Annotated in this window: 18 protein-coding genes and 1 tRNA gene; 13 read left to right on the plus strand and 6 right to left on the minus strand. The window is 68.2% G+C overall.

The window, feature by feature from the left end:
• Positions 1-32: 32 nt before the first annotated feature.
• The gene (locus ACWCRD_RS23075; protein ID WP_450967673.1) at positions 33-1,742 is read right to left on the minus strand and encodes a lytic transglycosylase domain-containing protein; all 1,710 of its coding nucleotides are present in this window, start codon (positions 1,740-1,742) and stop codon (positions 33-35) included.
• A 343-nt stretch (positions 1,743-2,085) separates the two neighbouring features.
• Between ACWCRD_RS23075 and ACWCRD_RS23080 the strand changes: the two genes are divergently transcribed.
• Complete coding sequence (locus ACWCRD_RS23080) at positions 2,086-2,943, plus strand: DUF4184 family protein (RefSeq protein WP_450967674.1); 858 nt, start codon at positions 2,086-2,088, stop codon at positions 2,941-2,943.
• Between the two features lie 78 nt (positions 2,944-3,021).
• Here ACWCRD_RS23080 and ACWCRD_RS23085 read toward each other — a convergent pair whose 3' ends face one another.
• Positions 3,022-3,381, minus strand: a complete 360-nt coding sequence (locus tag ACWCRD_RS23085; RefSeq protein ID WP_450967675.1) for a hypothetical protein — start codon at positions 3,379-3,381, stop codon at positions 3,022-3,024.
• A gap of 294 nt (positions 3,382-3,675) precedes the next feature.
• Positions 3,676-6,402, minus strand: a complete 2,727-nt coding sequence (gene polA, locus ACWCRD_RS23090) for a DNA polymerase I (RefSeq protein WP_450967676.1) — start codon at positions 6,400-6,402, stop codon at positions 3,676-3,678.
• 319 nt (positions 6,403-6,721) lie between these two features.
• Here polA and ACWCRD_RS23095 point away from each other — a divergent pair, with 319 nt between their 5' ends.
• From ACWCRD_RS23095 to ACWCRD_RS23135, 9 genes are all read left to right on the plus strand, one after another.
• A complete protein-coding gene (locus ACWCRD_RS23095; RefSeq protein ID WP_450967677.1) occupies positions 6,722-9,001 on the plus strand; it encodes an FdhF/YdeP family oxidoreductase in 2,280 nt (759 codons plus the stop codon).
• A 52-nt stretch (positions 9,002-9,053) separates the two neighbouring features.
• Positions 9,054-9,542, plus strand: a complete 489-nt coding sequence (locus ACWCRD_RS23100; RefSeq protein WP_450967678.1) for a PaaI family thioesterase — start codon at positions 9,054-9,056, stop codon at positions 9,540-9,542.
• Between the two features lie 52 nt (positions 9,543-9,594).
• Positions 9,595-10,032, plus strand: coding sequence for a hypothetical protein (locus ACWCRD_RS23105; protein ID WP_450967679.1), 438 nt, complete (start codon positions 9,595-9,597; stop codon positions 10,030-10,032).
• Positions 10,029-10,610 (plus strand): hypothetical protein, encoded by a 582-nt coding sequence (locus ACWCRD_RS23110; protein WP_450967680.1) that lies wholly within the window; start codon positions 10,029-10,031, stop codon positions 10,608-10,610. The genes ACWCRD_RS23105 and ACWCRD_RS23110 overlap by 4 nt, the downstream gene beginning before the upstream one ends.
• 295 nt (positions 10,611-10,905) lie before the next feature.
• A complete protein-coding gene (locus tag ACWCRD_RS23115; protein WP_450967681.1) occupies positions 10,906-12,132 on the plus strand; it encodes a branched-chain amino acid ABC transporter substrate-binding protein in 1,227 nt (408 codons plus the stop codon).
• A 102-nt stretch (positions 12,133-12,234) separates the two neighbouring features.
• Complete coding sequence (locus ACWCRD_RS23120; RefSeq protein ID WP_450967682.1) at positions 12,235-13,167, plus strand: branched-chain amino acid ABC transporter permease; 933 nt, start codon at positions 12,235-12,237, stop codon at positions 13,165-13,167.
• Between the two features lie 5 nt (positions 13,168-13,172).
• Positions 13,173-14,963: a branched-chain amino acid ABC transporter permease gene (locus ACWCRD_RS23125; RefSeq protein ID WP_450967683.1), complete on the plus strand. Its 1,791-nt coding sequence runs from the start codon at positions 13,173-13,175 to the stop codon at positions 14,961-14,963.
• Between the two features lie 8 nt (positions 14,964-14,971).
• On the plus strand, positions 14,972-15,862 hold the full coding sequence (locus tag ACWCRD_RS23130; RefSeq protein WP_450967684.1) for an ABC transporter ATP-binding protein: 891 nt from the start codon (positions 14,972-14,974) through the stop codon (positions 15,860-15,862).
• On the plus strand, positions 15,859-16,575 hold the full coding sequence (locus ACWCRD_RS23135) for an ABC transporter ATP-binding protein (protein WP_344403973.1): 717 nt from the start codon (positions 15,859-15,861) through the stop codon (positions 16,573-16,575). Before ACWCRD_RS23130 ends, ACWCRD_RS23135 begins: the two co-directional genes overlap by 4 nt.
• Before the next feature lie 85 nt (positions 16,576-16,660).
• On the opposite strand, the gene ACWCRD_RS23140 is transcribed toward ACWCRD_RS23135, so the two are convergent.
• Positions 16,661-17,317: an ANTAR domain-containing response regulator gene (locus ACWCRD_RS23140; RefSeq protein WP_450967685.1), complete on the minus strand. Its 657-nt coding sequence runs from the start codon at positions 17,315-17,317 to the stop codon at positions 16,661-16,663.
• Between the two features lie 101 nt (positions 17,318-17,418).
• Between ACWCRD_RS23140 and ACWCRD_RS23145 the strand changes: the two genes are divergently transcribed.
• Together ACWCRD_RS23145 and ACWCRD_RS23150 are read left to right on the plus strand one after the other, a co-directional pair.
• Positions 17,419-17,501: transfer RNA gene (locus ACWCRD_RS23145), tRNA-Leu, on the plus strand.
• Positions 17,502-17,588: 87 nt separating this feature from the next.
• Positions 17,589-18,368, plus strand: coding sequence for a helix-turn-helix domain-containing protein (locus tag ACWCRD_RS23150; protein ID WP_450967686.1), 780 nt, complete (start codon positions 17,589-17,591; stop codon positions 18,366-18,368).
• Positions 18,369-18,378: 10 nt separating this feature from the next.
• Here ACWCRD_RS23150 and pyk read toward each other — a convergent pair whose 3' ends face one another.
• The gene (gene pyk, locus ACWCRD_RS23155; RefSeq protein WP_450967687.1) at positions 18,379-19,815 is read right to left on the minus strand and encodes a pyruvate kinase; all 1,437 of its coding nucleotides are present in this window, start codon (positions 19,813-19,815) and stop codon (positions 18,379-18,381) included.
• Positions 19,816-19,958: 143 nt separating this feature from the next.
• The gene (locus ACWCRD_RS23160; protein WP_450967688.1) at positions 19,959-20,675 is read right to left on the minus strand and encodes an SIMPL domain-containing protein; all 717 of its coding nucleotides are present in this window, start codon (positions 20,673-20,675) and stop codon (positions 19,959-19,961) included.
• A gap of 149 nt (positions 20,676-20,824) precedes the next feature.
• Between ACWCRD_RS23160 and ACWCRD_RS23165 the strand changes: the two genes are divergently transcribed.
• Positions 20,825-22,630: a bifunctional metallophosphatase/5'-nucleotidase gene (locus ACWCRD_RS23165; protein ID WP_450967689.1), complete on the plus strand. Its 1,806-nt coding sequence runs from the start codon at positions 20,825-20,827 to the stop codon at positions 22,628-22,630.
• The last annotated feature ends 111 nt before the right edge of the window (positions 22,631-22,741 follow it).

Consider the following 22,741-nt stretch of genomic DNA (forward strand, 5'->3'; position numbering starts at 1 on the left):
CGCCGCCGCCGTCGCAGGGACGATACGGAGAATTACGCGGAGGGACTGGGCGACGGGCTGGGGCTCGCCGAGGAGTCGGGCGCTGCGACCGTCAGCTGGATGTCGAGGGTCGCGCCGCCCGCGGTGGTGATGCGCAGGACGAAGGTGCCGGTGTTGTCGTCGGCGTACAGCTTCGGCAGCGTCAGCAGGCCCTTGGCGTCCGTCGTCAGGCCGGTCAGGGTACGTACGGTCTTGCCGTCGGCGTCCTTGAAGTAGGGGCCCTTGTCGTTCTCGGTCGGGTCGAGCACCGACTTGATCAGCGTTGCGGTGACCGCGACCTTGTCGGCGACGGCGCCCTTGTAGGTGGCCTTCACCTCGGCCTGGTCGGCGAACTCGCCGCCCGGGGTGCAGGTCAGCGCGGTGTCGCTGGTGCGCACGACGCTGTCGGCGACGCGCTCGGTGACCGTGGCGGTGTAGTCGAGGCCGGTGACCACGCGGCCCACGACGGTGGCGCGGACGGTGAACTCGCCCGTCTTCTCGCCCGCCTGCAGACTGGGGGCGAGTGCCACGCCGGAGCTGTTGGTGACGACCGTGGCGACCTTCTCGCCGCCGGTGAAGGTGGTGTCGGTGTCGCCCATGATCGTGAAGCGGACCCTGACCTTGCCGACGGCCTTGCCGGTCTTGGTCACGGCCTTGGTGCTGATCTTCTTGGTGAAGGTGTCACCGGCCATAGCGGTGAGCTTCGCGATGCCCGCGTCCGCCAGGTGGTCCACCGTGTCGGTGGGGGTGGGCGACGGGCTGCTCGGCGGGGTCGGAGTGCCGGGCGTGCCCGACGGCGGCTTGGGGGTCGGGGAGCCGCTGCTCGGCGGCTTCGGCTTGGCGGGCGGCGTGGGCGTCGGCTTGGGGTTGGCCTTCTGGCCGTCGTCACTGCGGCCCGAGGGGACGCTGCCGCTGCCGTCCGGGATCTCGTGGGTGCCCTTGCGGTAGTACTCCAGCCACGACAGGACGGTGTGCAGGTAGTCCTGCGAGTTGTTGTAGCTGAGGATCGCCCGACTGAGGTCGGCCGGTACGGACAGGTCCCAGCCGTTGCGGCACAGGTAGTGGCCGGCGGCCAGGGCGGCGTCGTAGACGTTGTTGGGGTCCTTGACCCCGTCGCCGTTGCCGTCGCGGCCCGCCCACGCCCAGGTGGAGGGGATGAACTGCATGGGGCCGACGGCCTGGTCGTAGCTGCTGTTGCCGTCGTACTTGCCGCCGTCGGTGTCCTTGATCAGCGCGAAGCCGTTGCCGTCGAGCTGCGGGCCGAGGATCGGGGTGATCGTGGTGCCGTCGGCGTTGACGCGGCCGCCGCGGGCCTGGCCCGACTCCACCTGGCCGATCGCGGCGAGCAGTTGCCAGGGCAGGTTGCAGCCGGGCTTGGAGTCGCGCAGCTCGGCCTCGGCCTTCTTGTAGGCGTCGAGCACGGTCGCGGGGATGCCCGCCTCGGCCGTGCCCGTCGACGTGGGGCTGCCGGTGGCGCCGGGGGTCGGCGAGGGGTTCGGGCTGTTGAGCGGCGGAAGAGCGGTGTAGTACGGCGAGTTGCCGGTCGCGGCGCCGTCGCCGGCGGTCGCATCGGGGGCGGGCTGGGCCTTGGAGGCGGTCTGTCTGCCGTGGTCGTCGACTGTGACGCCCGGAGCCTGGGACGCGGACAGGGCAGCGACCGCGACCGCTGCCACGGCTGTGGTTGCCGCTCCTTTGCGCAGCCTCATGCCGAATTGCGCCGCCATAGAGTGAACCCCTCCCGTGGACGCGTCAGCGTCCGTCTTCGTCTGCCCGGCGCACAGTGCGCCCGCCCTGTTCTGACGATCGACCCGGCGTGCGGGTTGCCCTCGTGTCGCTCTCTTGTTTCTGTCGCATTCCTGTCGAGTTGCCGTGTCCGCCTGTTCGACCGCGCCGCCCGGCACGGTGACCCAGGCGACCCTACGACAACTTCCTTTCCACGGGGACCCGTTCGTGCCCGATATTTACCGGTTGGCCATGTGCGAACGGCGTGGAATCGCGGCACGCATACTGGACCGGAGCGATCACCCGGGCCGCCCGCTCGGGCAACGTCCGGCGTGAGGAGCCCCGTTGCCGTTCACCCTGAGCCATGCGGCCGCCGTCCTGCCCGCCGTGCGCGGCGACGGATCCGGTCGAGGACGGCTGATTCCGGCCGTTCTCGTGGCCGGTTCCTTTGCGCCCGACATGACGTATTACGCGGCAAGTGCGGTGCCCGGTGCGATGGAGTTCGGCACGGTCACCCACTCCTTTCCCGGCGTCTTCACGGTCGACGTGCTGGTGGCCTGGGCACTGGTCGGGCTGTGGCTGCTGGTCCGGGAGCCGCTGGTGGCGCTGCTGCCGCGGCCCTGGCAGCCGCGGCCGGCCGCCCTGCTGCGCTGCGGGGCGCCACGCGCGCGCGTACGGCCGTCCCTGGCCGCGTGGTGGTACGCGTCCGCGGCGCTCGGCGCCCTGACCCACGTGGTGTGGGACGCCTTCACGCATCACGACCGGTGGGGCGTACGGCTGTTTCCGGTGCTCGGCCGGATGCTGTGGGGGTCTCCCCTGTACTCGGACCTGCAGTACGGGAGCTCGGTGCTGGGCGCGGTGGTGATCGCGGTGTGGATGACGCGGGCGCTGCGCGGGGCGTCGGCGCACCCGGTTTCGCGTGCGGTCCCCGTGTTGTCGCTGCGGGACCGGTGGTGGGCCTGTGTGGTGCTCTGCGGATGTGCGGGGGTCTGGGCCGTGGAGCGGGCGGTGCGATGGTGGGCGTACTGGGGCGCGGTGGCCAGGCCCTGGGAGCTGATTCCGGCCGTGTGCTTCGGTGCGGGCGCGGGGCTGCTGCTCGGGCTGCTGCTGTACGTGGTGGGTGTGCGGGTGTGGCGGCCGGTGCCGTCTGCCGGGAAGCCGGAGCGGGTCAGCGCGGAGCAGGGCCGTCCGGCCGGTCGGTGAGGGTGCCCGCGGTCACGATGAACACCCTGACGGTGCGGGTGTGGCGGCCGGTGCCGTCTGCCGGGAAGCCGGAGCAGGTCAGCGCGGAGCAGGGCCGTCCGGCCGGTCGGTGAGGGTGCCCGCGGTCACGATGAACACCCTGACGGTGCGGGCGTGGCGGCTGCGGCGGACGCGGACGAGCAGCCCGGTGACGTAACTGCGGCCCAGGCCCGCCCACAGCCGCCAGGCGGGCGGCTCTGCGGACCCCGTCCCGGGTCGGGCCAGCCGACGCCGGAGGCCCGCCGCCGTGCGGCGCAGGACGACGGCGAGGTCGGTGGGGATGCGGGCGGTGCTTGCACGAGCGGCGTAGGCCGGCACCGGCGCGGGTGGCACGACGGGCGCCGCCTCGGCACCCGCCTGCGCTCTCGCCGGCCGGCGGTTGAGCATGCGTATACCCATGCCCGCATCCTTACGGTGCGAGGGCGGTGGGGGCCTTTTCGCGGGGGCCACCTGAGTGACGGTTCCCTGTGCGGCTTGACGGGTTCGGCGGGGGTTCGCCCGTGCGCGCCGGGTTCGGCCGCGCCCCGAAGGGGCGCGGGGCGATGTCGATATGCGGCTCCGCCGCGCGGGCGCGACCAGCCACGACGCGCCCGCAGACACTCGGTAACCCCCTGCGCGAAGAACTCCCCCCTGGCCGGAGGGCCGACGCGCCGCCCGGCAGGGCAGCACCGATTCCCCGCCCACCGCCGGAGGCTAGTGCGCAGCCGACTCCCAGTCGGCCCCCACCCCCACCGAGACACCGAGCGGCACCCTCAGATGCACCGCGTCAGCCATCCCGCGGCGGACGATCTCCTCCGCGGCGGCACGCTCGCCGGGGGCGATCTCCAGGACGATTTCGTCGTGGACCTGCAGAAGCATGCGGGAGCTGAGGCCCGCCGCCCGCAGCGCGTCGTCCACCTTCAGCATGGCGATCTTGACGATGTCCGCGGCGGTGCCCTGGATCGGCGCGTTCAGAGCCATGCGCTCGGCCGCCTCGCGGCGCTGGCGGTTGTCGCTGTTGAGGTCGGGCAGATAGCGGCGGCGGCCGAAGAGGGTCGCCGTGTAGCCCGTGGCCCGCGCCTCGTCGACGGCCCGGCGCAGATAGTCCCGGACGCCGCCGAACCGCTCGAAGTAGGTGTCCATCAGGACCCGGGCCTCGCCCGCGTCGATGTTCAGCTGCTGGGACAGGCCGAAGGCCGACAGACCGTATGCCAGGCCGTACGACATGGCCTTGATCTTGCGGCGCATCTCCGCGTCGACGTGCTCGCGGTCGACCGAGAAGACCTGCGCCGCGACCGTGTTGTGCAGGTCCTCACCGGAGGTGAACGCCTCGATCAGGCCCTCGTCCTCGGAGAGGTGGGCCATCACGCGCAGTTCGATCTGGCTGTAGTCGGCGGTCATCAGCGACTCGAAGCCCTCGCCGACGACGAAGCCACGGCGGATGGCGCGGCCCTCGTCGGTGCGGACGGGGATGTTCTGCAGGTTGGGGTCCGTGGACGACAGTCGGCCGGTCGCGGCGACCGTCTGGTTGAAGGTGGTGTGGATGCGGCCGTCGGCGGCGATCGTCTTGATCAGGCCCTCGACGGTGACCCGCAGCTTCGCCTGCTCGCGGTGGCGGAGCATGACGACGGGCAGTTCGTTGTCCGTCTGGGTGGCCAGCCAGGCCAGGGCGTCGGCGTCCGTGGTGTAACCGGTCTTGGTCTTCTTCGTCTTGGGCAGGCCCAGCTCGCCGAAGAGGACCTCCTGGAGCTGCTTGGGCGAGCCCAGGTTGAACTCGTGGCCCGCCGCCGCGTGCGCCTCCTTCACCGCCTGCTGCACGGCGCCCGCGAACATCTGCTCCATGGCCTCCAGGTGGGCCCGGTCGGCGGCGATGCCGTGGCGCTCCATGCGGGCGAGCAGGATCGAGGTGGGCAGTTCCATGTCGCGCAGCAGGTCCGCGGCGCCGACCTCCTCCAGGCGGCCCCGGAAGGCCTCGCCGAGGTCGAGGATCGCGCGGGCCTGCACCATGAGCGCCTCGGCCTCCGCTCCGTCGTCGGCGCCGAAGGCGAGCTGGCCGTCGGCCGTGGCGGCGGGGGCCAGCTCACGGCCCAAATACTCCAGGGACAGCGCGTCCAGGTCGAAGGAGCGGCGACCCGGCTTGACCAGGTAGGCGGCCAGCGCGGTGTCCATCGAGACGCCGGCGACGGACCAGCCGTGCTCGGCGAGGACGCGCATGGCGCCCTTGGCGTTGTGCAGGACCTTGGGGCGGTCCTCGGCGGCCAGCCAGGTCGCCCACGCGTTCTCGTCGGCCTCGTCCAGCTGGGACGGGTCGAACCAGGCGGCCGGCCCCTCGGCGGTGGCGAGGGCGACCTCGGCGACCGAGCCGGTGCCCAGCGCCCAGGTGTCGACCGTGGCGATGCCGAGCGTCTCGCTGCCGTGCTCGGTGAGCCAGCCGGCCAGCTCGCCCGTGCCCAGCACGGTCCCGTCCAGCTCCACGCCGGGTGCCACCGGCGTCGCCTCGGCCTCCTCGCCGCCCGGGTCCACGGCGAGCAGCCGCTCGCGCAGCGAGGGGTTCCTGATCTCCAGGGTGTCCAGGACCATCGCGACGGCCGTGCGGTCGTACGGGGCGCGCTCCAGGTCGGCGACCGCCTTGGGCAGCTCGACCGTGCGCACCATCTCGGTCAGGCGGCGGTTGAGCTTGACCGCCTCCAGGTGCTCGCGCAGGTTCTGCCCGGCCTTGCCCTTGACCTCCTCGACGCGCTCGACGAGCTCCGCGAACGAACCGAACTGGTTGATCCACTTCGCGGCGGTCTTCTCACCGACGCCGGGGATGCCCGGCAGGTTGTCGGAGGGGTCGCCGCGCAGCGCCGCGAAGTCGGGGTACTGCGCGGGCGTCAGCCCGTACTTCTCGAAGACCTTCTCCGGGGTGAACCGGGTCAGCTCGGAAACGCCCTTCGTGGGATACAGCACCGTCGTGTGCTCGCTGACCAACTGGAAGGAGTCACGGTCGCCGGTGACGATCAGGACCTCGAAGCCCTCGGCCTCCGCCTGGGTGGCGAGGGTGGCGATGACGTCGTCCGCCTCGAAGCCGTCGACCGCGAACCGTGACGCGTTCATCGCGTCCAGGAGCTCGCCGATCAGCTCGACCTGCCCCTTGAACTCGTCCGGGGTCTTGGAGCGGTTGGCCTTGTACTCGGTGAACTCCTCGGAGCGCCAGGTCTTGCGGGAGACGTCGAAGGCCACCGCGAAGTGCGTGGGCTCCTCGTCACGCAGGGTGTTGGCCAGCATCGACGCGAAGCCGTAGATCGCGTTGGTCGGCTGCCCGGTCGCGGTCGTGAAGTTCTCCGCGGGCAGCGCGAAGAACGCGCGGTAGGCCAGCGAGTGCCCGTCCATGAGCATGAGGCGGGGCCGCGCGTCGCCGCCGGCGGTCTTGTCGGTCGTCTTCGATGCTGTTTCTGCCACGCCCCGATCCTGCCACGTGCCACTGACAGTCGTGGCTTCCCGCCGGATCGGCACCTTCCCCACCGGTTCGAGAGCCGGGAAGGCCCCCGAGGCCGCCGTCGAAGCCGATCGCCGACCCGGCGCGAAGAGACGGCAACCGGCGCCGGAACCCCCGGCGCCGCCGTCGCGGTCGATCACCGCCGCCGCGGAAGGAAACGGCACCCGGCGCCGGCGCCACAGGTGATCACGCTCCGCGCACGGCACCGGCTGCCCTCGCTGTCAGTCGCGCGTGCGAGGATCGAGGTGGTAGCTCGCAGGTGTCTGTGAAGGAGAGTGCGCCATGGCGACGAAGCCGCCCAAGGGTGACCCGGTCCAGGACGCGCCCCAGGTCGCCGGGCCCAAACACGCGGCGGCGGGACTGCCGGCCATCGGGCACACCCTGCGCATCGCCCAGCAGCAGATGGGCGTGAAGCGGACCGCGCTGACGCTGCTGCGCGTCAACCAGAAGGACGGCTTCGACTGCCCGGGCTGCGCCTGGCCGGAGCCCGACCACCGGCATGCGGCGGAGTTCTGTGAGAACGGCGCGAAGGCGGTCGCCGAGGAGGCCACCCTGCGCCGGGTCACCCCGGAGTTCTTCGCCGCGCACTCCGTCGCCGACCTCGCCTCCCGCAGCGGCTACTGGCTGGGGCAGCAGGGCCGGCTCACCCACCCCATGCACCTGCCCGAAGGTGGCACCCACTACGAGCCGGTGAGCTGGGAGCGCGCCTTCGACATCGTCGCCGAGGAGATCGCCGCCCTCGGCTCCCCCGACGAGGCGCTCTTCTACACCTCGGGGCGCACCAGCAACGAGGCGGCCTTCCTCTACCAGTTGTTCGCCCGCCGGCTCGGCACGAACAACCTGCCGGACTGCTCCAACATGTGCCACGAGTCGTCCGGTTCGGCCCTGAGCGAGACCATCGGCATCGGCAAGGGCAGCGTCCTGCTGGAGGACCTCTACAAGGCCGACCTGATCATCGTCGCCGGCCAGAACCCGGGCACCAACCACCCGCGCATGCTCTCCGCCCTGGAGAAGGCCAAGGCCAACGGCGCGAAGATCATCAGCGTGAACCCGCTGCCCGAGGCCGGCCTGGAGCGGTTCAAGAACCCGCAGACCCCGCAGGGCATGCTCAAGGGCGCAGCCCTCAACGACCTGTTCCTGCAGATCCGCATCGGCGGCGACCAGGCCCTCTTCCGCCTCCTCAACAAACTCGTCCTGGAGACGGAGGGGGCGGTGGACGAGGAGTTCGTGCGCGAACACACCCACGGCTACGAGGAGTTCGCCGCGGCCGCCAAGGCCGCCGACTGGGACGAGACCCTGACCGCGACCGGCCTCACGCGCGCGGAGATCGACGCCGCCCTGAAGATGATCCTCGCCTCCAAGCGCACCATCGTGTGCTGGGCGATGGGCCTGACCCAGCACAAGCACTCCGTGCCGACCATCCGCGAGGTCGTCAACTTCCTTCTGCTGCGCGGCAACATCGGCCGCCCGGGTGCGGGCGTGTGCCCGGTGCGCGGCCACTCGAACGTGCAGGGCGACCGGACGATGGGCATCTTCGAGCGCCCCGCCCCCGCCTTCCTTGACGCCCTGGAGAAGGAGTTCGGCTTCGCACCGCCGCGCGAGCACGGCTACGACGTCGTCCAGGCCATCCGCGCCCTGCGTGACGGCGCCGCCAAGGTGTTCTTCGCGATGGGCGGCAACTTCGTGTCCGCCTCCCCCGACACCGAGGTCACCGAGGCGGCCATGCGGCGCGCCCGCCTCACCGTGCACGTGTCGACCAAGCTCAACCGCTCGCACGTGGTCACGGGCGCGCGTGCCCTGATCCTGCCCACCCTCGGCCGCACCGAGCGCGACCTGCAGGGCAGCGGCGAGCAGTTCGTGACCGTCGAGGACTCCATGGGCATGGTGCACGCCTCCCGCGGCCGACTGGAGCCAGCGAGCACCCACCTGCTGTCCGAACCGGCCATCGTCTGCCGCCTGGCCCGCCGCGTCCTCGGCGAGGACGACACGGTGCCCTGGGAGGAGTTCGAGAAGGACTACGCCACCATCCGCGACCGCATCGCGCGCGTCGTCCCCGGCTTCGAGGACTTCAACGCGCGCGTGGCCCGCCCCGGCGGGTTCACCCTCCCCCACGCCCCGCGCGACGAACGCCGCTTCCCGACCGCCACCGGCAAGGCGAACTTCACGGCGGCCCCCGTCGAGTACCCGAAGCTGCCCGAAGGCCGTCTGCTGCTGCAGACGCTGCGCTCGCACGACCAGTACAACACCACCATCTACGGCCTCGACGACCGCTACCGCGGCATCAAGAACGGCCGCCGCGTGGTCCTGGTCAACCCCGAGGACGCACGCGCACTCGGCGTCGCCGACGGCTCGTACGTCGACCTGGTCGGCGAGTGGAAGGACGGCGTCGAGCGCAGGGCGCCCGGCTTCCGCGTCGTGCACTACCCGACGGCACGCGGCTGCGCCGCCGCCTACTACCCCGAGACCAACGTCCTGGTGCCGCTGGACTCCACCGCGGACACCAGTAACACCCCGGCCAGCAAGTCCGTCGTCGTACGTCTGGAACAATCGGCAACCGACTGAGCGTTTGCTCAGGCAGGCTGAACGAGTGATCAGGACGAACGGAGCCGGGCCCATGGGCGAGCAGCAGTACGTGAAGTTCCCGCAGGAGGTCATCGACGAGTACGCCGCACTCGGCGTCGATCTCCCGGCTCTCTTCTCCGCCGGACACCTCGGCACCCGCATGGGCGTGGAGATCCTCGAGGCCTCCGCGGACCGCGTCGTCGGCACCATGCCCGTCGAGGGCAACACCCAGCCCTACGGCCTGCTGCACGGCGGCGCCTCCGCCGTCCTCGCCGAGACCCTCGGCTCCGTCGGCTCCATGCTCCACGGCGGCAGCTCCAAGATCGCGGTCGGCGTCGACCTGAACTGCACCCACCACCGCGGCGTACGCTCCGGCCTGGTCACCGGTGTCGCCACCCCGCTGCACCGCGGCCGCTCCACCGCCACGTACGAGATCGTGATCAGCGACGAGGACGGACGGCGCGTGTGCAGCGCACGCCTGACCTGCCTGCTGCGCGACGCCCGGCCCGGCGACGGGGCGCACATCCGCGCCACCGACTGACCACACAGCCGCCAGGGTTGTCCAGGGACGACCCCCGCCCTAGCGTCAAAGCATGAGGCGAACCCCTCCCCGTCGCGGCCGGCGCACCCGCGCCACCGCCGGCACCCCCGCCGTCTCCCGCACCCTCTCCCTCGCCGCCGCAGCCCTCGCCGTGACGCTCGGCGCGGGCTGCTCCTCCGGCTCGCCCTCGGCACACGGGACGCCCAGTCCGGACGACACGTCACCCGTCTCCGCCTGCACCAAACTGATCTCGTACTGGGCCAAGGAGACGATCACCGGCGGGAAGTGGGCCGGCCTCGACTGGGAACAGAAGGGCCTGTCCAACCAGCAGTACGAAATCATGGACACGATCGTCCACAACGCCCGCACCGAGCAAAAACGCCACGGGCTGGGCGCCGCAAAGAAGTTGATCGACCGTCAGTCCGAGCAGCGCTGCACCGAGGAGAACGGTGCCACCTGGAGCTCGCAGAACTGGCGCCCGCCGAAATGACCAGCGGCATCGGCCCCCTCGAGGAGTCCCCACCCGAAGCCCGGGAGGCGGGAGAGGTTCTCGCCCACGGCCGCCAACACCCTTGGGCCCGGCCCCGACTGCCCGCCGCCCTGACCGTCACCGGCCTGGCCGCCGCCCTCACCGTCACGCTCTTCACCGCGCCCCTCGACGACGCCCGGCAGGCCACCTCCTTCGCCCCCTGGCCGCTCAGCGTCACCGAACTCACCTACACCGGCCTGCGCAAACCCCCCGACCCCCGGACCCGGACCTTCACCTTCCGGCTGCGGGCCCTTCTCGACGCCGGCCCGCCCACCACACTGACCCGCCTCGCACAGCCCTACGACGGCCTGACCATGAGCACCAGCCCCGCCACCCCCCTCACCCTGAAGGCCGGAAAACCCCGCACCCTCACGCTCCTGGTGGCCGTCCGGCACTGCACAGGACTTCCACAAGGCGTCGAACTTCCTTTCCTGAACGTAACGTTGCGTAACACGCGTGGAACGCAGAACCCGAGCTACATCCTCGGCGCCGCCTATGCGCAAGACCTCTCCGCGTCACTCCGCACCCTCTGCATGTGATACCGGTCACAAGATCTCGTCACGCCCGAACGGAACTGCGGATTCTCACCATGCGGTCACCCCGGCGCGGCCGGAAAGCCCGATCTGCCCATCTGAAGTCACAAGCTTCGGTTTTCATGCATAACAAGAAAGTCACATCCTTACCTTCACCGGTCCCCCACCCCGTCGGCTGGACCTAAAGTCACCGCCAGTCACTGTGCCACGGGGGCGCAAAAACGGATTCGAACCATCGACTCCGGCCCACCAGCACAACGGCACCTCACCAGAGGGAGCCGCGCCTGGGAAAGGACTGACCGTGCGAAACCGTTCCTTGCTCATCCTCACCACCGTGATCACCACTGGTGCCCTCACGCTCACCGCATGCGGCTCGCGCGACAAGAACGATTCCAAGAGCAACAGCGGCACCACCGTCGTCATCGGTGTCGACGCCCCCCTCACCGGCTCGCTCTCCGCGCTCGGCCAGGGCATCAAGAACTCCGTGGACCTCGCCGCCAAGACGGCCAACAAGAACAACGAGGTCAAGGGCATCACCTTCAAGGTCGTCGCCCTCGACGACCAGGCCGTGCCCGCCTCCGGCCACCAGAACGCCGTCAACCTCGTCGGCAACAAGGACGTCCTCGGCGTCGTCGGCCCCCTCAACTCCGGCGTCGCCCAGTCCATGCAGAGCGACTTCGCCAAGGCCAACCTCACCGAGGTCTCGCCCGCCAACACCAACCCCGCCCTCACCCAGGGCGACAACTGGGCGGCGGGCAACCTCAAGCGCCCCTTCAAGACCTACTTCCGCACGGCCACCACGGACGTCATCCAGGGCCGCTTCGCCGCGCAGTACTACTACAACGACGCGAAGAAGCGGAAGGTCTTCGTGATCGACGACAAGCAGACCTACGGAGCCGGCCTCGCCGCGATCTTCTCCCAGGAGTTCAAGCGCCTCGGCGGCAAGGTCGTCGGCACCGACCACATCACCGTGAAGGAGACCGACTTCTCCTCCACCGCCGACAAGGTCAAGTCCTCCGGCGCCGACTCCGTCTACTTCGGCGGCCAGTACCCCGAAGGCGGCCTCATCTCCGACCAGGTCAAGAAGGCCGGAGCCAAGATCCCCACCATGGGCGGCGACGGCATCTACGACCCCGCCTTCATCTCCGCCTCCGGCGTCTCCAACGACGGCGACCTCGCCACCTCCGTCGGCTACCCCGTCGAACAGCTCGACACCGCCAAGACCTTCATCAACGACTACAAGGCAGCCGGCTACAAGGACCCCTACGCGGCCTACGGCGGCTACTCCTACGACGCCGCCTGGTCCATCATCCAGGCCGTCAAGGCCGTCGTCGAAGCCAACAACGGCAAGCTCCCCAGCGACGCCCGCGCCAAGATCACCGAAGCCATGCAGAAGGTCTCCTTCGACGGCGTCACCGGCAAGGTCTCCTTCGACCAGTACGGCGACACCACCAACAAGCAGCTGACCGTGTACAAGGTCGAGAACGGCGCCTGGAAGGCCGTCAAGAGCGCCACCTTCAAGGACTGACCCGCACAACCCAGCCCCGCACCACCTGAAACCCACCGCGCGAGGGCGCAAACAGCGCCCTCGCGCGGAGTCATATCCGACACGCTCATCGGAGGCCCTGCGGTGCACGAACTGCCGCAAACGCTGGCCAACGGCCTGACCCTCGGTGCCCTGTATGGCCTCATCGCCATCGGCTACACCATGGTTTACGGGATCGTCCAGCTCATCAACTTCGCCCACGGCGAGATCTACATGATCGGGGGCTTCGGCGCCCTCACCATCTACATCTGGCTGCCCAGCGGCACCCCACTGCTCGTCGCCATCCCGTTCATGATCATCGGCGGCGTCATCGCCTCAGTGGCCGTCGCCACCGCCGCCGAACGATTCGCCTACCGGCCACTGCGCACCGCCCCACGCCTGGCCCCCCTCATCACCGCAATCGGCCTCTCCATCGCCCTCCAGCAGATCGTCTGGGGCTTCTACCCCGGCGCCAAGCAGGCCAAGAGCTTCCCCGAATTCCACGGAGACGCCTTCAAAATCACCGGCAACCTGCAGATCCAGCGCGCCGACCTCTTCCTCCTCATAGCCGCCCCCCTCTGCATGCTCATGCTCGGACTCTTCGTCTCCAAGAGCCGCGCCGGCCGCGCCATGCAAGCCACCGCCCAAGACCCCGACACCGCCAAACTCATGGGCGTCAACACCGACCGCATCATCGTCATGGCCTTCGCCATCGGCGCCGCCTTCGCCGCCATCGCCGCCGTCTCCTCCGGCCTCAAATACGGCCAGATCAACTACGAGATGGGCTTCATCGCCGGCCTCAAGGCCTTCACCGCAGCCGTCCTCGGCGGCATCGGCAACATCTACGGCGCCATGCTCGGCGGCGTCGTCCTCGGCCTCGCCGAAGCCCTCTCCATCCAGTACATCCAGGACATCCCCGGAATGGACAAGCTCGGCGGCGGCGCCTGGGCCAACGTCTGGGCCTTCGTCCTCCTCATTCTCGTCCTCCTGGTCAGGCCCCAAGGCCTGCTCGGCGAGCGCGTCGCGGATCGGGCGTGATATCGATGACCACCGAAACCCACGAGAACACGCCCCTCATCCCCCTCCCGGAAGCAGGCGCACGCCTCACACTCGCCGTCGGCGCCATCGCCACACTCGCGAGCACCTTCCTCTCCTGGACCTACACCACCGACTTCCCCGGCGACCTCACCGTCACCGGCTACCCCGGCGGCCTCCAAGTCCTCACCCTCGCGGGCGCCATCCTCACCCTCCTCTACGCCCTCGCCGGCCACGGCATACGAGGCTTCCGCTGGCTCAACCCCGCCGGCAACAACACCCCCCTGCTCCTGATGGCCCTCGGCACCTTCGCCACCACCTGGTTCACCGTCATCGCCATCGCCATCGAACTCGGCGGACTCGTCAACCTCGACCCCGGCGGCTTCATCGCAGCAGCAGCCTCACTCATCACCCTGCTCGCCGCCCTCGCACTCCCTCTCCCCCGCGACACCGACCCCACCACCACCCCCGTCAAACGAGCCACCACCCCCCTCTTCGGCACCGCCCACGGCCGCCTCAAGCAGCCCACCCCCCTCAACCCCTGGGCCGAAATCGGCATCATCATCGCCGTCTTCGCCCTCGGCCTGTGGGTCGCCGCCTACGGCATCCAAACCCCCTACGGCGAACTCTTCGTCGGCTACCTCATCATCACCGGATTCGCCTTCGGCGCCATCGCCCGAGCCGGACTCACCACCCGCCTCCAGGCCCTCACCACCAAACACCGCCAAGTCACCATCGGCGCCGCCTTCGCCGCCGCCGCAGCGTTCCCCTTCACCCAGAACACCGACGAATTCACCCTGCTCGCCGTCAGCATCCTCATCTTCGCCACCGTCGCCCTCGGCCTCAACGTCGTCGTCGGCCTCGCCGGACTCCTCGACCTCGGCTACGTCGCCTTCCTCGGCGTCGGCGCCTACACCGCAGCCCTCGTCTCCGGCACCACCGCGAGCACCTTCCACGTCACCTTCCCGTTCTGGGCCGCCGTCCTCACCGGCGCCGCCGCCTCCCTCATCTTCGGCGTCCTCATCGGCGCCCCCACCCTGCGACTGCGCGGCGACTACCTCGCCATCGTCACCCTCGGCTTCGGAGAAATCTTCCGCATCGCCATGGGCAACCTCGACGGCACATCAGGCCCCAACATCACCAACGGCCCCAACGGCATCCCCAACATCCCCGACCTCAAGATCCTCGGCTTCGACTTCGGCGCCACGCACACGATCCTCGGCTTCACCCTCGGCTCCTACGCCAACTACTTCTGGCTGATGCTCCTCTGCACCGCGCTGGTCGTCACGATCTTCGCCCGCGCCGGCAACTCCCGCATCGGCCGCGCCTGGGTCGCCATCCGCGAAGACGAAACCGCCGCCACCGCCATGGGCATCAACGGCTTCCGCGTCAAACTCATCGCCTTCGCCCTCGGCGCCACCCTCGCCGGCCTCGCCGGCACCATCCAGGCCCACGTACAGCACACCGTCGTCCCCGAGATGTACGTCTTCGCCGGACCCGTCCCCCCCAGCTCCGCATTCCTCCTCGCCGCCGTCATCCTCGGCGGCATGGGCACCATCACCGGCCCCCTCCTCGGCGCGACACTGCTCTACGTCATCCCCACCAAACTCCAGTTCCTCAACGACTACCAGCTGCTCTTCTTCGGCATCGCACTCGTCCTCCTGATGCGCTTCCGCCCCGAAGGAATCGTCGCCAACAAACGACAGCAGCTCGAATACCACGAGACCGACCAACTCGCCGTACCCGAAGGCGCAACCCTCCCCGAAGGCACGGTCGGCGTCTCCAAGGCAGGGGCGTGAGACCCGCGATGACCACCAACACCACCACCGAGTCGACCCCCGGCACCCCCGTACTCGAAGCCGCCGGCGTCACCATGCGCTTCGGCGGACTCACCGCCGTACGCAACGTCGACTTCACCGTCAACACCGGCGAAATCGTCGGACTCATCGGCCCCAACGGAGCCGGCAAAACCACCTTCTTCAACTGCCTCACCGGCCTGTACATCCCCACCGAAGGCACCGTCCGCTACAAAGGCAACGTCCTACCCCCCAAACCCCACCTCGTCACCAAAGCCGGCATGGCCCGCACCTTCCAGAACATCCGGCTCTTCGCCAACATGACCGTCCTGGAAAACGTCCTCGTAGGCCGCCACACCCGCACCAAAGAAGGCCTCTGGTCAGCTCTGCTGCGCGGCCCCGGCTTCAAGAAGGCGGAAAAGGCCAGCGAGGAACGAGCCCTGGAACTCCTGGAGTTCATCGGCCTGGAGCACAAGCGCGACCACCTCGCCCGCAACCTCCCCTACGGCGAACAGCGCAAGCTCGAAATCGCCCGCGCACTGGCGTCCGAACCCGGCCTGCTCCTCCTCGACGAACCCACGGCGGGCATGAACCCCCAGGAGACGCGAGCAACCGAAGAACTCGTCTTCGCCATCCGCGACAAGGGCATCTCCGTCCTCGTCATCGAGCACGACATGCGCTTCATCTTCAACCTCTGCGACCGCGTCGCCGTCCTCGTCCAAGGCGAAAAACTCGTCGAAGGCACCTCCGAAGTCGTCCAGGCCGACGAACGCGTCATCGCCGCATACCTCGGAGAACCCTTCGAAGGCGACCCCGGAGAAGCAGAAGCCGCCGAAATAGCCGCCGCCGAAGCCGGAGCCGCCGACAGCACCACCAGCACCACCAAGGGAGAAGCCCAGTGACCGCACTCCTCGAGGTCGAAGACCTCCGGGTCGCCTACGGCAAAATCGAAGCCGTCAAAGGCATCTCCTTCAAGGTCGAAGCAGGCCAGGTCGTCACCCTCATCGGCACCAACGGCGCCGGCAAAACCACCACCCTGCGCACCCTCTCCGGCCTCCTCAAGCCCAGCCACGGAAAGATCACCTTCGACGGGAAACCCCTCTCCGGCATCCCCGCCCACAAAATCGTCGCGCTGGGCCTCGCCCACTCCCCTGAGGGCCGGCACATCTTCCCGCGACTCACCATCGAGGAAAACCTGCAACTCGGCGCCTTCCTGAGAAAGGACAAGGAAGGCATCCAAAAAGACATACAGAGGGCCTACGACCTCTTCCCCATCCTCGGAGAACGCCGCAAGCAAGCCGCGGGCACCCTCTCAGGTGGCGAGCAGCAGATGCTCGCGATGGGCCGCGCGCTCATGTCCCAGCCCAAGCTCCTCATGCTCGACGAGCCCTCCATGGGCCTCTCCCCGATCATGATGCAGAAGATCATGTCCACGATCGTGGAGCTGAAGGCCCAAGGCACGACGATCCTCCTCGTCGAACAGAACGCCCAAGCAGCCCTGTCGCTCGCCGACCAGGGACACGTCATGGAAGTCGGCAACATCGTCCTCTCCGGCACCGGCGAAGACCTGCTGCACGACGAATCCGTACGCAAGGCATACCTCGGCGAGGACTGAGACTGCCCTCACTGCCGGTACGACGAGGCCCGCGCCCCTGGTTTCCCAGGGACGCGGGCCTCGGTCTGTCTGTGGGTGCCGAAGGTCAGCCCTTCGCGGCCTTCTTCTCGTCCGCGTCCTGAATGACCGCCTCCGCAACCTGCTGCATCGACATCCGACGATCCATCGACGTCTTCTGAATCCACCGGAACGCAGCCGGCTCCGTCAGCCCGTACTCGGTCTGGAGGATGGACTTCGCACGGTCGACCAGCTTGCGGGTCTCCAGACGGAGAGTGAGGTCGGCGACCTCCTTCTCCAGCTCCTTCAACTCGGTGAACCGTGAGACAGCCATCTCGATCGCCGGAACGACGTCGCTCTTGCTGAACGGCTTCACGAGGTACGCCATCGCGCCCGCGTCGCGGGCACGCTCGACGAGGTCGCGCTGCGAGAAGGCAGTGAGCATCAGCACGGGGGCGATGCCCTCCTCGGCGATCTTCTCAGCCGCCGAGATGCCGTCCAGCTTGGGCATCTTCACGTCGAGGATCACCAGGTCCGGCTGGTGCTCACGGGCCAGCTCAATGGCCTGCTCGCCGTCACCGGCCTCGCCGACGACGCTGTAGCCCTCTTCCTCCAGCATCTCTTTGAGGTCGAGCCGGATCAGGGCCTCGTCCTCGGCGATGACGACACGGGTCGTCAGCGGAGGCACGTGCGACTTGTCGTCGTCGGGCGCGTCTACGGGCTGGGGCGACTCGGGGGAGGTCACGGGGGCTCCTTGTTACGGGCCGGGGCAGGTGCTGCTCCCCCAGAGCCTACCTAGCTGCGGCTGCGTGCGGTGACCCGGTATGCTTCCGATCAGCCAGTCTTGCCGGGTTGGTGGAATGGCATACACGGATGTCTCAAACACATCTGCCCGAGAGGGCTTGCGGGTTCGAGTCCCGCACCCGGCACTTGTGATCAGGAAGCGGATGTCCACGTTCTCGTGAACATCCGCTTTTTGCTACGCATGGCCACGCTCAGTAACACACAGTGGCCACATGGAACAGCACAGCCCTTCGATTCGCACGCAAGCTGTCGCACTCATGCGCCAGGGCGTCCCCAATCGCATCGTGGCGGAGCGCCTCAACATTCCGCGCGGAACCATCGGCTGGTGGCGCAGCGAAGACCGCAAAGCGCGCGGCGAGGCGTATGCGCAGCCGACAGACTGCCCCCAATGCACAGGGCGTGAGTTTGACGCGATCGCCTACTCGTACCTGCTGGGCCTCTACCTCGGCGACGGCCACATCATCTCGAAGCCCAAGCAGCACCACCTGTCGATCTTCTGCAACGCGGCGCAGACAGGCCTAATCGCCGCCGCCGAGAACGCCATGCGCAAGGTGATGCCGCTCCCTCACGTCAGCCAACGCGTTAAGCCGGGCTGCGTCGAGGTGAAGTCGTACACGAAGCACTGGACCTGCATGTTCCCGCAGCACGGCCCCGGCAAGAAGCACGAACGCCGCATCACCCTCGAACCCTGGCAACAGGAAATCGTCGCCGCGCACCCTTGGGAATTCATCCGCGGCCTCATCCACTCCGACGGCTGTCGACTCACCAACTGGACGACCCGCGTGGTCGCCGGAGAGCGCAAGCGCTACGAATACCCGCGGTACTTCTTCACCAACGTGTCCGACGACATCCGGCGGCTCTATACCGACACGCTCGACAAGCTGGGCGTCGAGTGGACTTACTGCAAGCGCAATGGAAACCCGTTCAACATTTCCACCGCCCGCAAAGCCTCCGTAGCCCTTATGGACACCCACGTAGGCCCCAAGTACTAACCCAAGCCCCCTACTTGGGACTGTCATCCTCCCCAATGTGATGCACCCGCACCATGTTCGTCGACCCCGACACCCCCGGAGGCGACCCCGCCGTAATCACCACCACATCCCCCTTCTGGCAGCGGCCGTACTTCAGCAACAGCTCATCCACCTGCTCGACCATCGCATCCGTCGAGTCCACATGCGGCCCGAGGAACGTCTCCGCGCCCCACGTCAGGCTCAGCTGCGACCGCGTCGCCAGCTCCGGCGTGAAAGCGAGCAGTGGGATCGGCGAGCGGTAGCGCGAAAGGCGGCGGGCCGTGTCGCCGGACTGGGTGAAGGCGACCAGGAACCTGGCGCCGAGGAAGTCGCCCATTTCCGCCGCCGCGCGGGCGACTGCGCCGCCCTGGGTGCGGGGCTTGTTCCGTTCGGTCAGGGGTGGGAGGCCCTTCGCGAGGATGTCCTCTTCCGCCGCCTCGACGATCTTGGCCATCGTGAGGACCGTCTCGATGGGGTATTTGCCGACGCTTGTCTCGCCGGACAGCATCACGGCGTCCGTGCCGTCGATGACGGCGTTGGCGACGTCGCTGGCCTCCGCCCGCGTGGGTCGCGAATTGTCGATCATTGAGTCGAGCATCTGCGTTGCCACGATGACCGGCTTGGCGTTGCGCTTCGCCAGTTTGATGGCGCGCTTCTGGACGATCGGGACCTGTTCCAGGGGCATTTCTACGCCCAGATCGCCCCGCGCGACCATGATGCCGTCGAAGGCCGCCACGATGTCGTCGATCGCGTCGACCGCCTGCGGCTTCTCCACCTTGGCGATGACGGGCAGCCGGCGGGCCTCTTCGTCCATGATGCGGTGGACGTCTTCGATGTCGCGGCCGCTGCGGACGAAGGAGAGGGCGATGACGTCGAAGCCGGTCCGCAGGGCCCAGCGCAGGTCTGCTTCGTCCTTTTCGGAGAGGGCGGGGACGGAGACGGCGACTCCGGGGAGGTTGAGTCCTTTGTGGTCGGAGACCATGCCGCCTTCGATGACCCTGGTGTGGATGCGGGGGCCGTCGATGTCTCTGACTTCGAGGGTGACCTTCCCGTCGTCGACGAGGATGCGTTCGCCGGGGGTGACGTCGTGGGCGAGGCCGGGGTAGGTGGTGCCGCAGGTGTGGCCGTTGCCTTGGGCGCCCTCTTCGACGGTGATGGTGAAGGTGTCGCCGCGTTCAAGGAGTACGGGGCCTTCGGTGAAGTGGCCGAGGCGGATCTTCGGGCCTTGAAGGTCGGCGAGGATTCCGACGCTGCGGCCGGTTTCGTCGGCGGCCTTTCGTACGTGCTGGTAGCGCTCCTCGTGTTCGGCGTGGGTGCCGTGGCTGAGGTTGAATCGGGCGACGTCCATTCCGGCTTCGACCAGGGCTTTGATCTGGTCGTAGGAGTCGGTGGCGGGCCCTAGTGTGCAGACGATCTTTGCTCGGCGCATGATTCGAGCGTAGGCCTTACCGGTGGGTAGAGAATTTGGCGTGCGTGACTACTCAACAACCTTTGGATGAAGGGTTGTTGACAAGTATTGAATTGTGCAGACGCATGCTCCGATGAGCATTCGAACGGCTCCGAATCTGGGTTCTAGAGCTGGGGTGGGGTCATGGTGAATCGGGCGTTGACGGCGGCGTGGATGTGTTGGCGTTGGGGTTCGAGGTCGAGGGGTGCGGCGGTGTCTTCGGCGGGTGCGCCGTAGGCCATGGAGCGCATGCGGGCTCCGGGGGCGGGTGGGTAGGGCTGGGTGTTTTCGGCTCCGATGTCGGCGAGTTCGACGAGGGCCGCGAGTGAGGTGCCGAGGGCCTCCGCGTACTCTCTGGCTCGTTGAACGGCTTCCTTTACCGCTTGTTGGCGGGCTTGGCGGTGGGCGGGTGAGTCGGGGCGGAGGGCCCACCAGGGGCCGTCCACTCGGGTGAGGTCCAGGTCGGCGAGGCGGGTGGTGAGTTCGCCGAGGGCGGTGAAGTCCGTCAGCTCGGCGGTGATGTGGACGCGGCCGTGGTAGGCGTGGATGCGTTCGCCGCGGCCGTGTTCCTTGAGTTCGGGGGTGATGGAGAAGGAGCCGGTCTCCAGCCGCTCCACTGCCTCCCCGTATGTCTTGATGAGGTCGAGGGCGGTGGTGTTGCGGCGGGTGAGGTCGTCGAGGGCGGTGCGGCGGTCTTTGCCGCGGGAGGCGACGGTGATGCCGATACGGGCGATCTCGGGGTCGACTTCGAGGTGGGCTTCGCCGCGTACGGCGATGCGGGGGGCGTCGGGGGTGCCGTAGGGGACGGCGGGGTGGGGGGTGTCCGGCGAAGGGGTGGTCATACGCCCCACTCTGTCACCTCTTGGCCTGCTGGGGCCGTGCGGTTGACCGCTTCGGTCATCCAATCGCAACCTGCCGGACCTGTTGCGGTCGGTCATGCGCAGGTCAGAATCTACGCGCGTTGTTGACCCTTCCCATAGGAGATCGAGACATGCCCTTGAACCGCCGGAGGTTCCTGCAGAAGTCCGCTGCGACCGGAGCGGGGGTGGCGGTGGCGAGTGCTGTCGCGGCTCCGTCGGCTCAGGCCGCGGAGGGCACGGCGGCGACGAAGCCCGCGAAGCGGTACTCGCTCACCGTGATGGGCACGACCGATCTGCACGGCCACGTTTTCAACTGGGACTACTTCAAGGACGCGGAGTACTCCGACAAGGCGGGCAATGCGCAGGGTCTGGCGCGTATCTCGACGCTGGTGAATCAGGTGCGGGCGGAGAAGGGCCGCTGCAACACGCTGCTGCTGGATGCGGGTGACACGATTCAGGGGACCCCGCTGACGTACTACTACGCGAAGGTGGATCCGATCACCGCGGAGGGTGGTCCGGTGCATCCGATGGCGCAGGCGATGAATGCGATCGGGTACGACGCGGCGGCGCTGGGCAATCACGAGTTCAACTACGGCCTGGAGACACTGCGGAAGTTCGAGGAGCAGTTGCATTTCCCGCTGCTGGGTGCGAATGCGGTGGATGCGAAGTCGCAGCGGCCGGCTTTCCCGCCGTATGTCATCAAGAGGTTCCGGGTGCCGGGGCTGCCGTCGGTGAAGGTGGCGGTGCTGGGTCTCACGAATCCCGGTATTGCGATCTGGGACAAGGCTTATGTGCAGGGGAAGTTGGAGTTTCCGGGTCTGGAGGAGCAGGCGGCGAAGTGGGTGCCGAGGCTGAAGTCGATGGGTGCGGATGTGGTGGTCGTGTCGGCGCACTCCGGGTCCTCGGGTACGTCGTCGTACGGTGACCAGCTGCCGTATGTGGAGAATTCGGCCGCGTTGGTGGCTCAGCAGGTGCCGGACATCGATGCGATTCTGGTCGGTCATGCGCATGTGGAGATCCCGGAGTTGAGGGTCACCAATGCGAGGACCGGGAAGACGGTGGTGCTGTCCGAGCCGCTGGCGTATGCGGAGCGGCTGTCGCAGTTCGACATCGAGCTGGTCTTCGCGAAGGGCCGCTGGAGCGTGGAGTCCGTCTCGTCGAGGGTGCTGAACTCCAATACCGTCGCTGACGACCCGAAGATCACCAAGTTGCTGTCGGACGAGCATGCGAAGGTTGTCGAGTACGTCAACCAGGTGGTGGGTACGGCGACGGAGACGTTGACGACGGTCGAGGCGCGGTACAAGGATGCGCCGATCATCGATCTGATCACCAAGGTCCAGGAGGACGTGGTGAAGGCGGCGTTGGCGGGCACCGAGTATGCCTCGCTGCCTGTGCTGGCGCAGGCTTCGCCTTTCTCCCGTACCTCGGAGATCCCGGCCGGCAAGGTGACGATCCGGGATCTGTCGAGCCTGTATGTGTACGACAACACGCTGGTCGCGAAGCTGCTGACGGGTGCCCAGCTCAAGGCGTACCTGGAGTATTCGGCGGAGTATTTCGTGCAGACGGCGCCGGACGCGGTGGTCGATGTGGAGAAGCTGACGAATGCGAACAACCGCCCGGACTACAACTACGACTATGTGTCGGGGCTGTCGTACGAGATCGACATCGCCCGGGCGGCGGGGTCGCGGGTCAGGAATGTGACCTATGACGGTGCCGCTCTGGACGATGCGCAGAAGTTCGTGTTGGCGGTGAACAACTACCGGGCCAACGGTGGTGGTGCGTTCCCGCATGTGGCGTCCGCGCAGGAGCTGTGGTCGGAGTCGACGGAGATCCGTACGCGGATCGCGGAGTGGGTGACGGCGAAGGGTGTGCTGGATCCGAAGGGCTTCGCGTCGGTGGACTGGCGGCTGACGCGGGGCGGTGTGCCGGTTTTCTAGAGCGCCGGTCTTCTAGCCTCGCGCTTTCACGAGGCGGGCTGTCCAAGAACTGATCAGAGACACGAAAAGTGCCCTTGACCTGCAACGATAGGACTTGCTGAGGGCCCTGTT

The sequence above is a fragment of the Streptomyces sp. NPDC002092 genome (assembly GCF_053593775.1).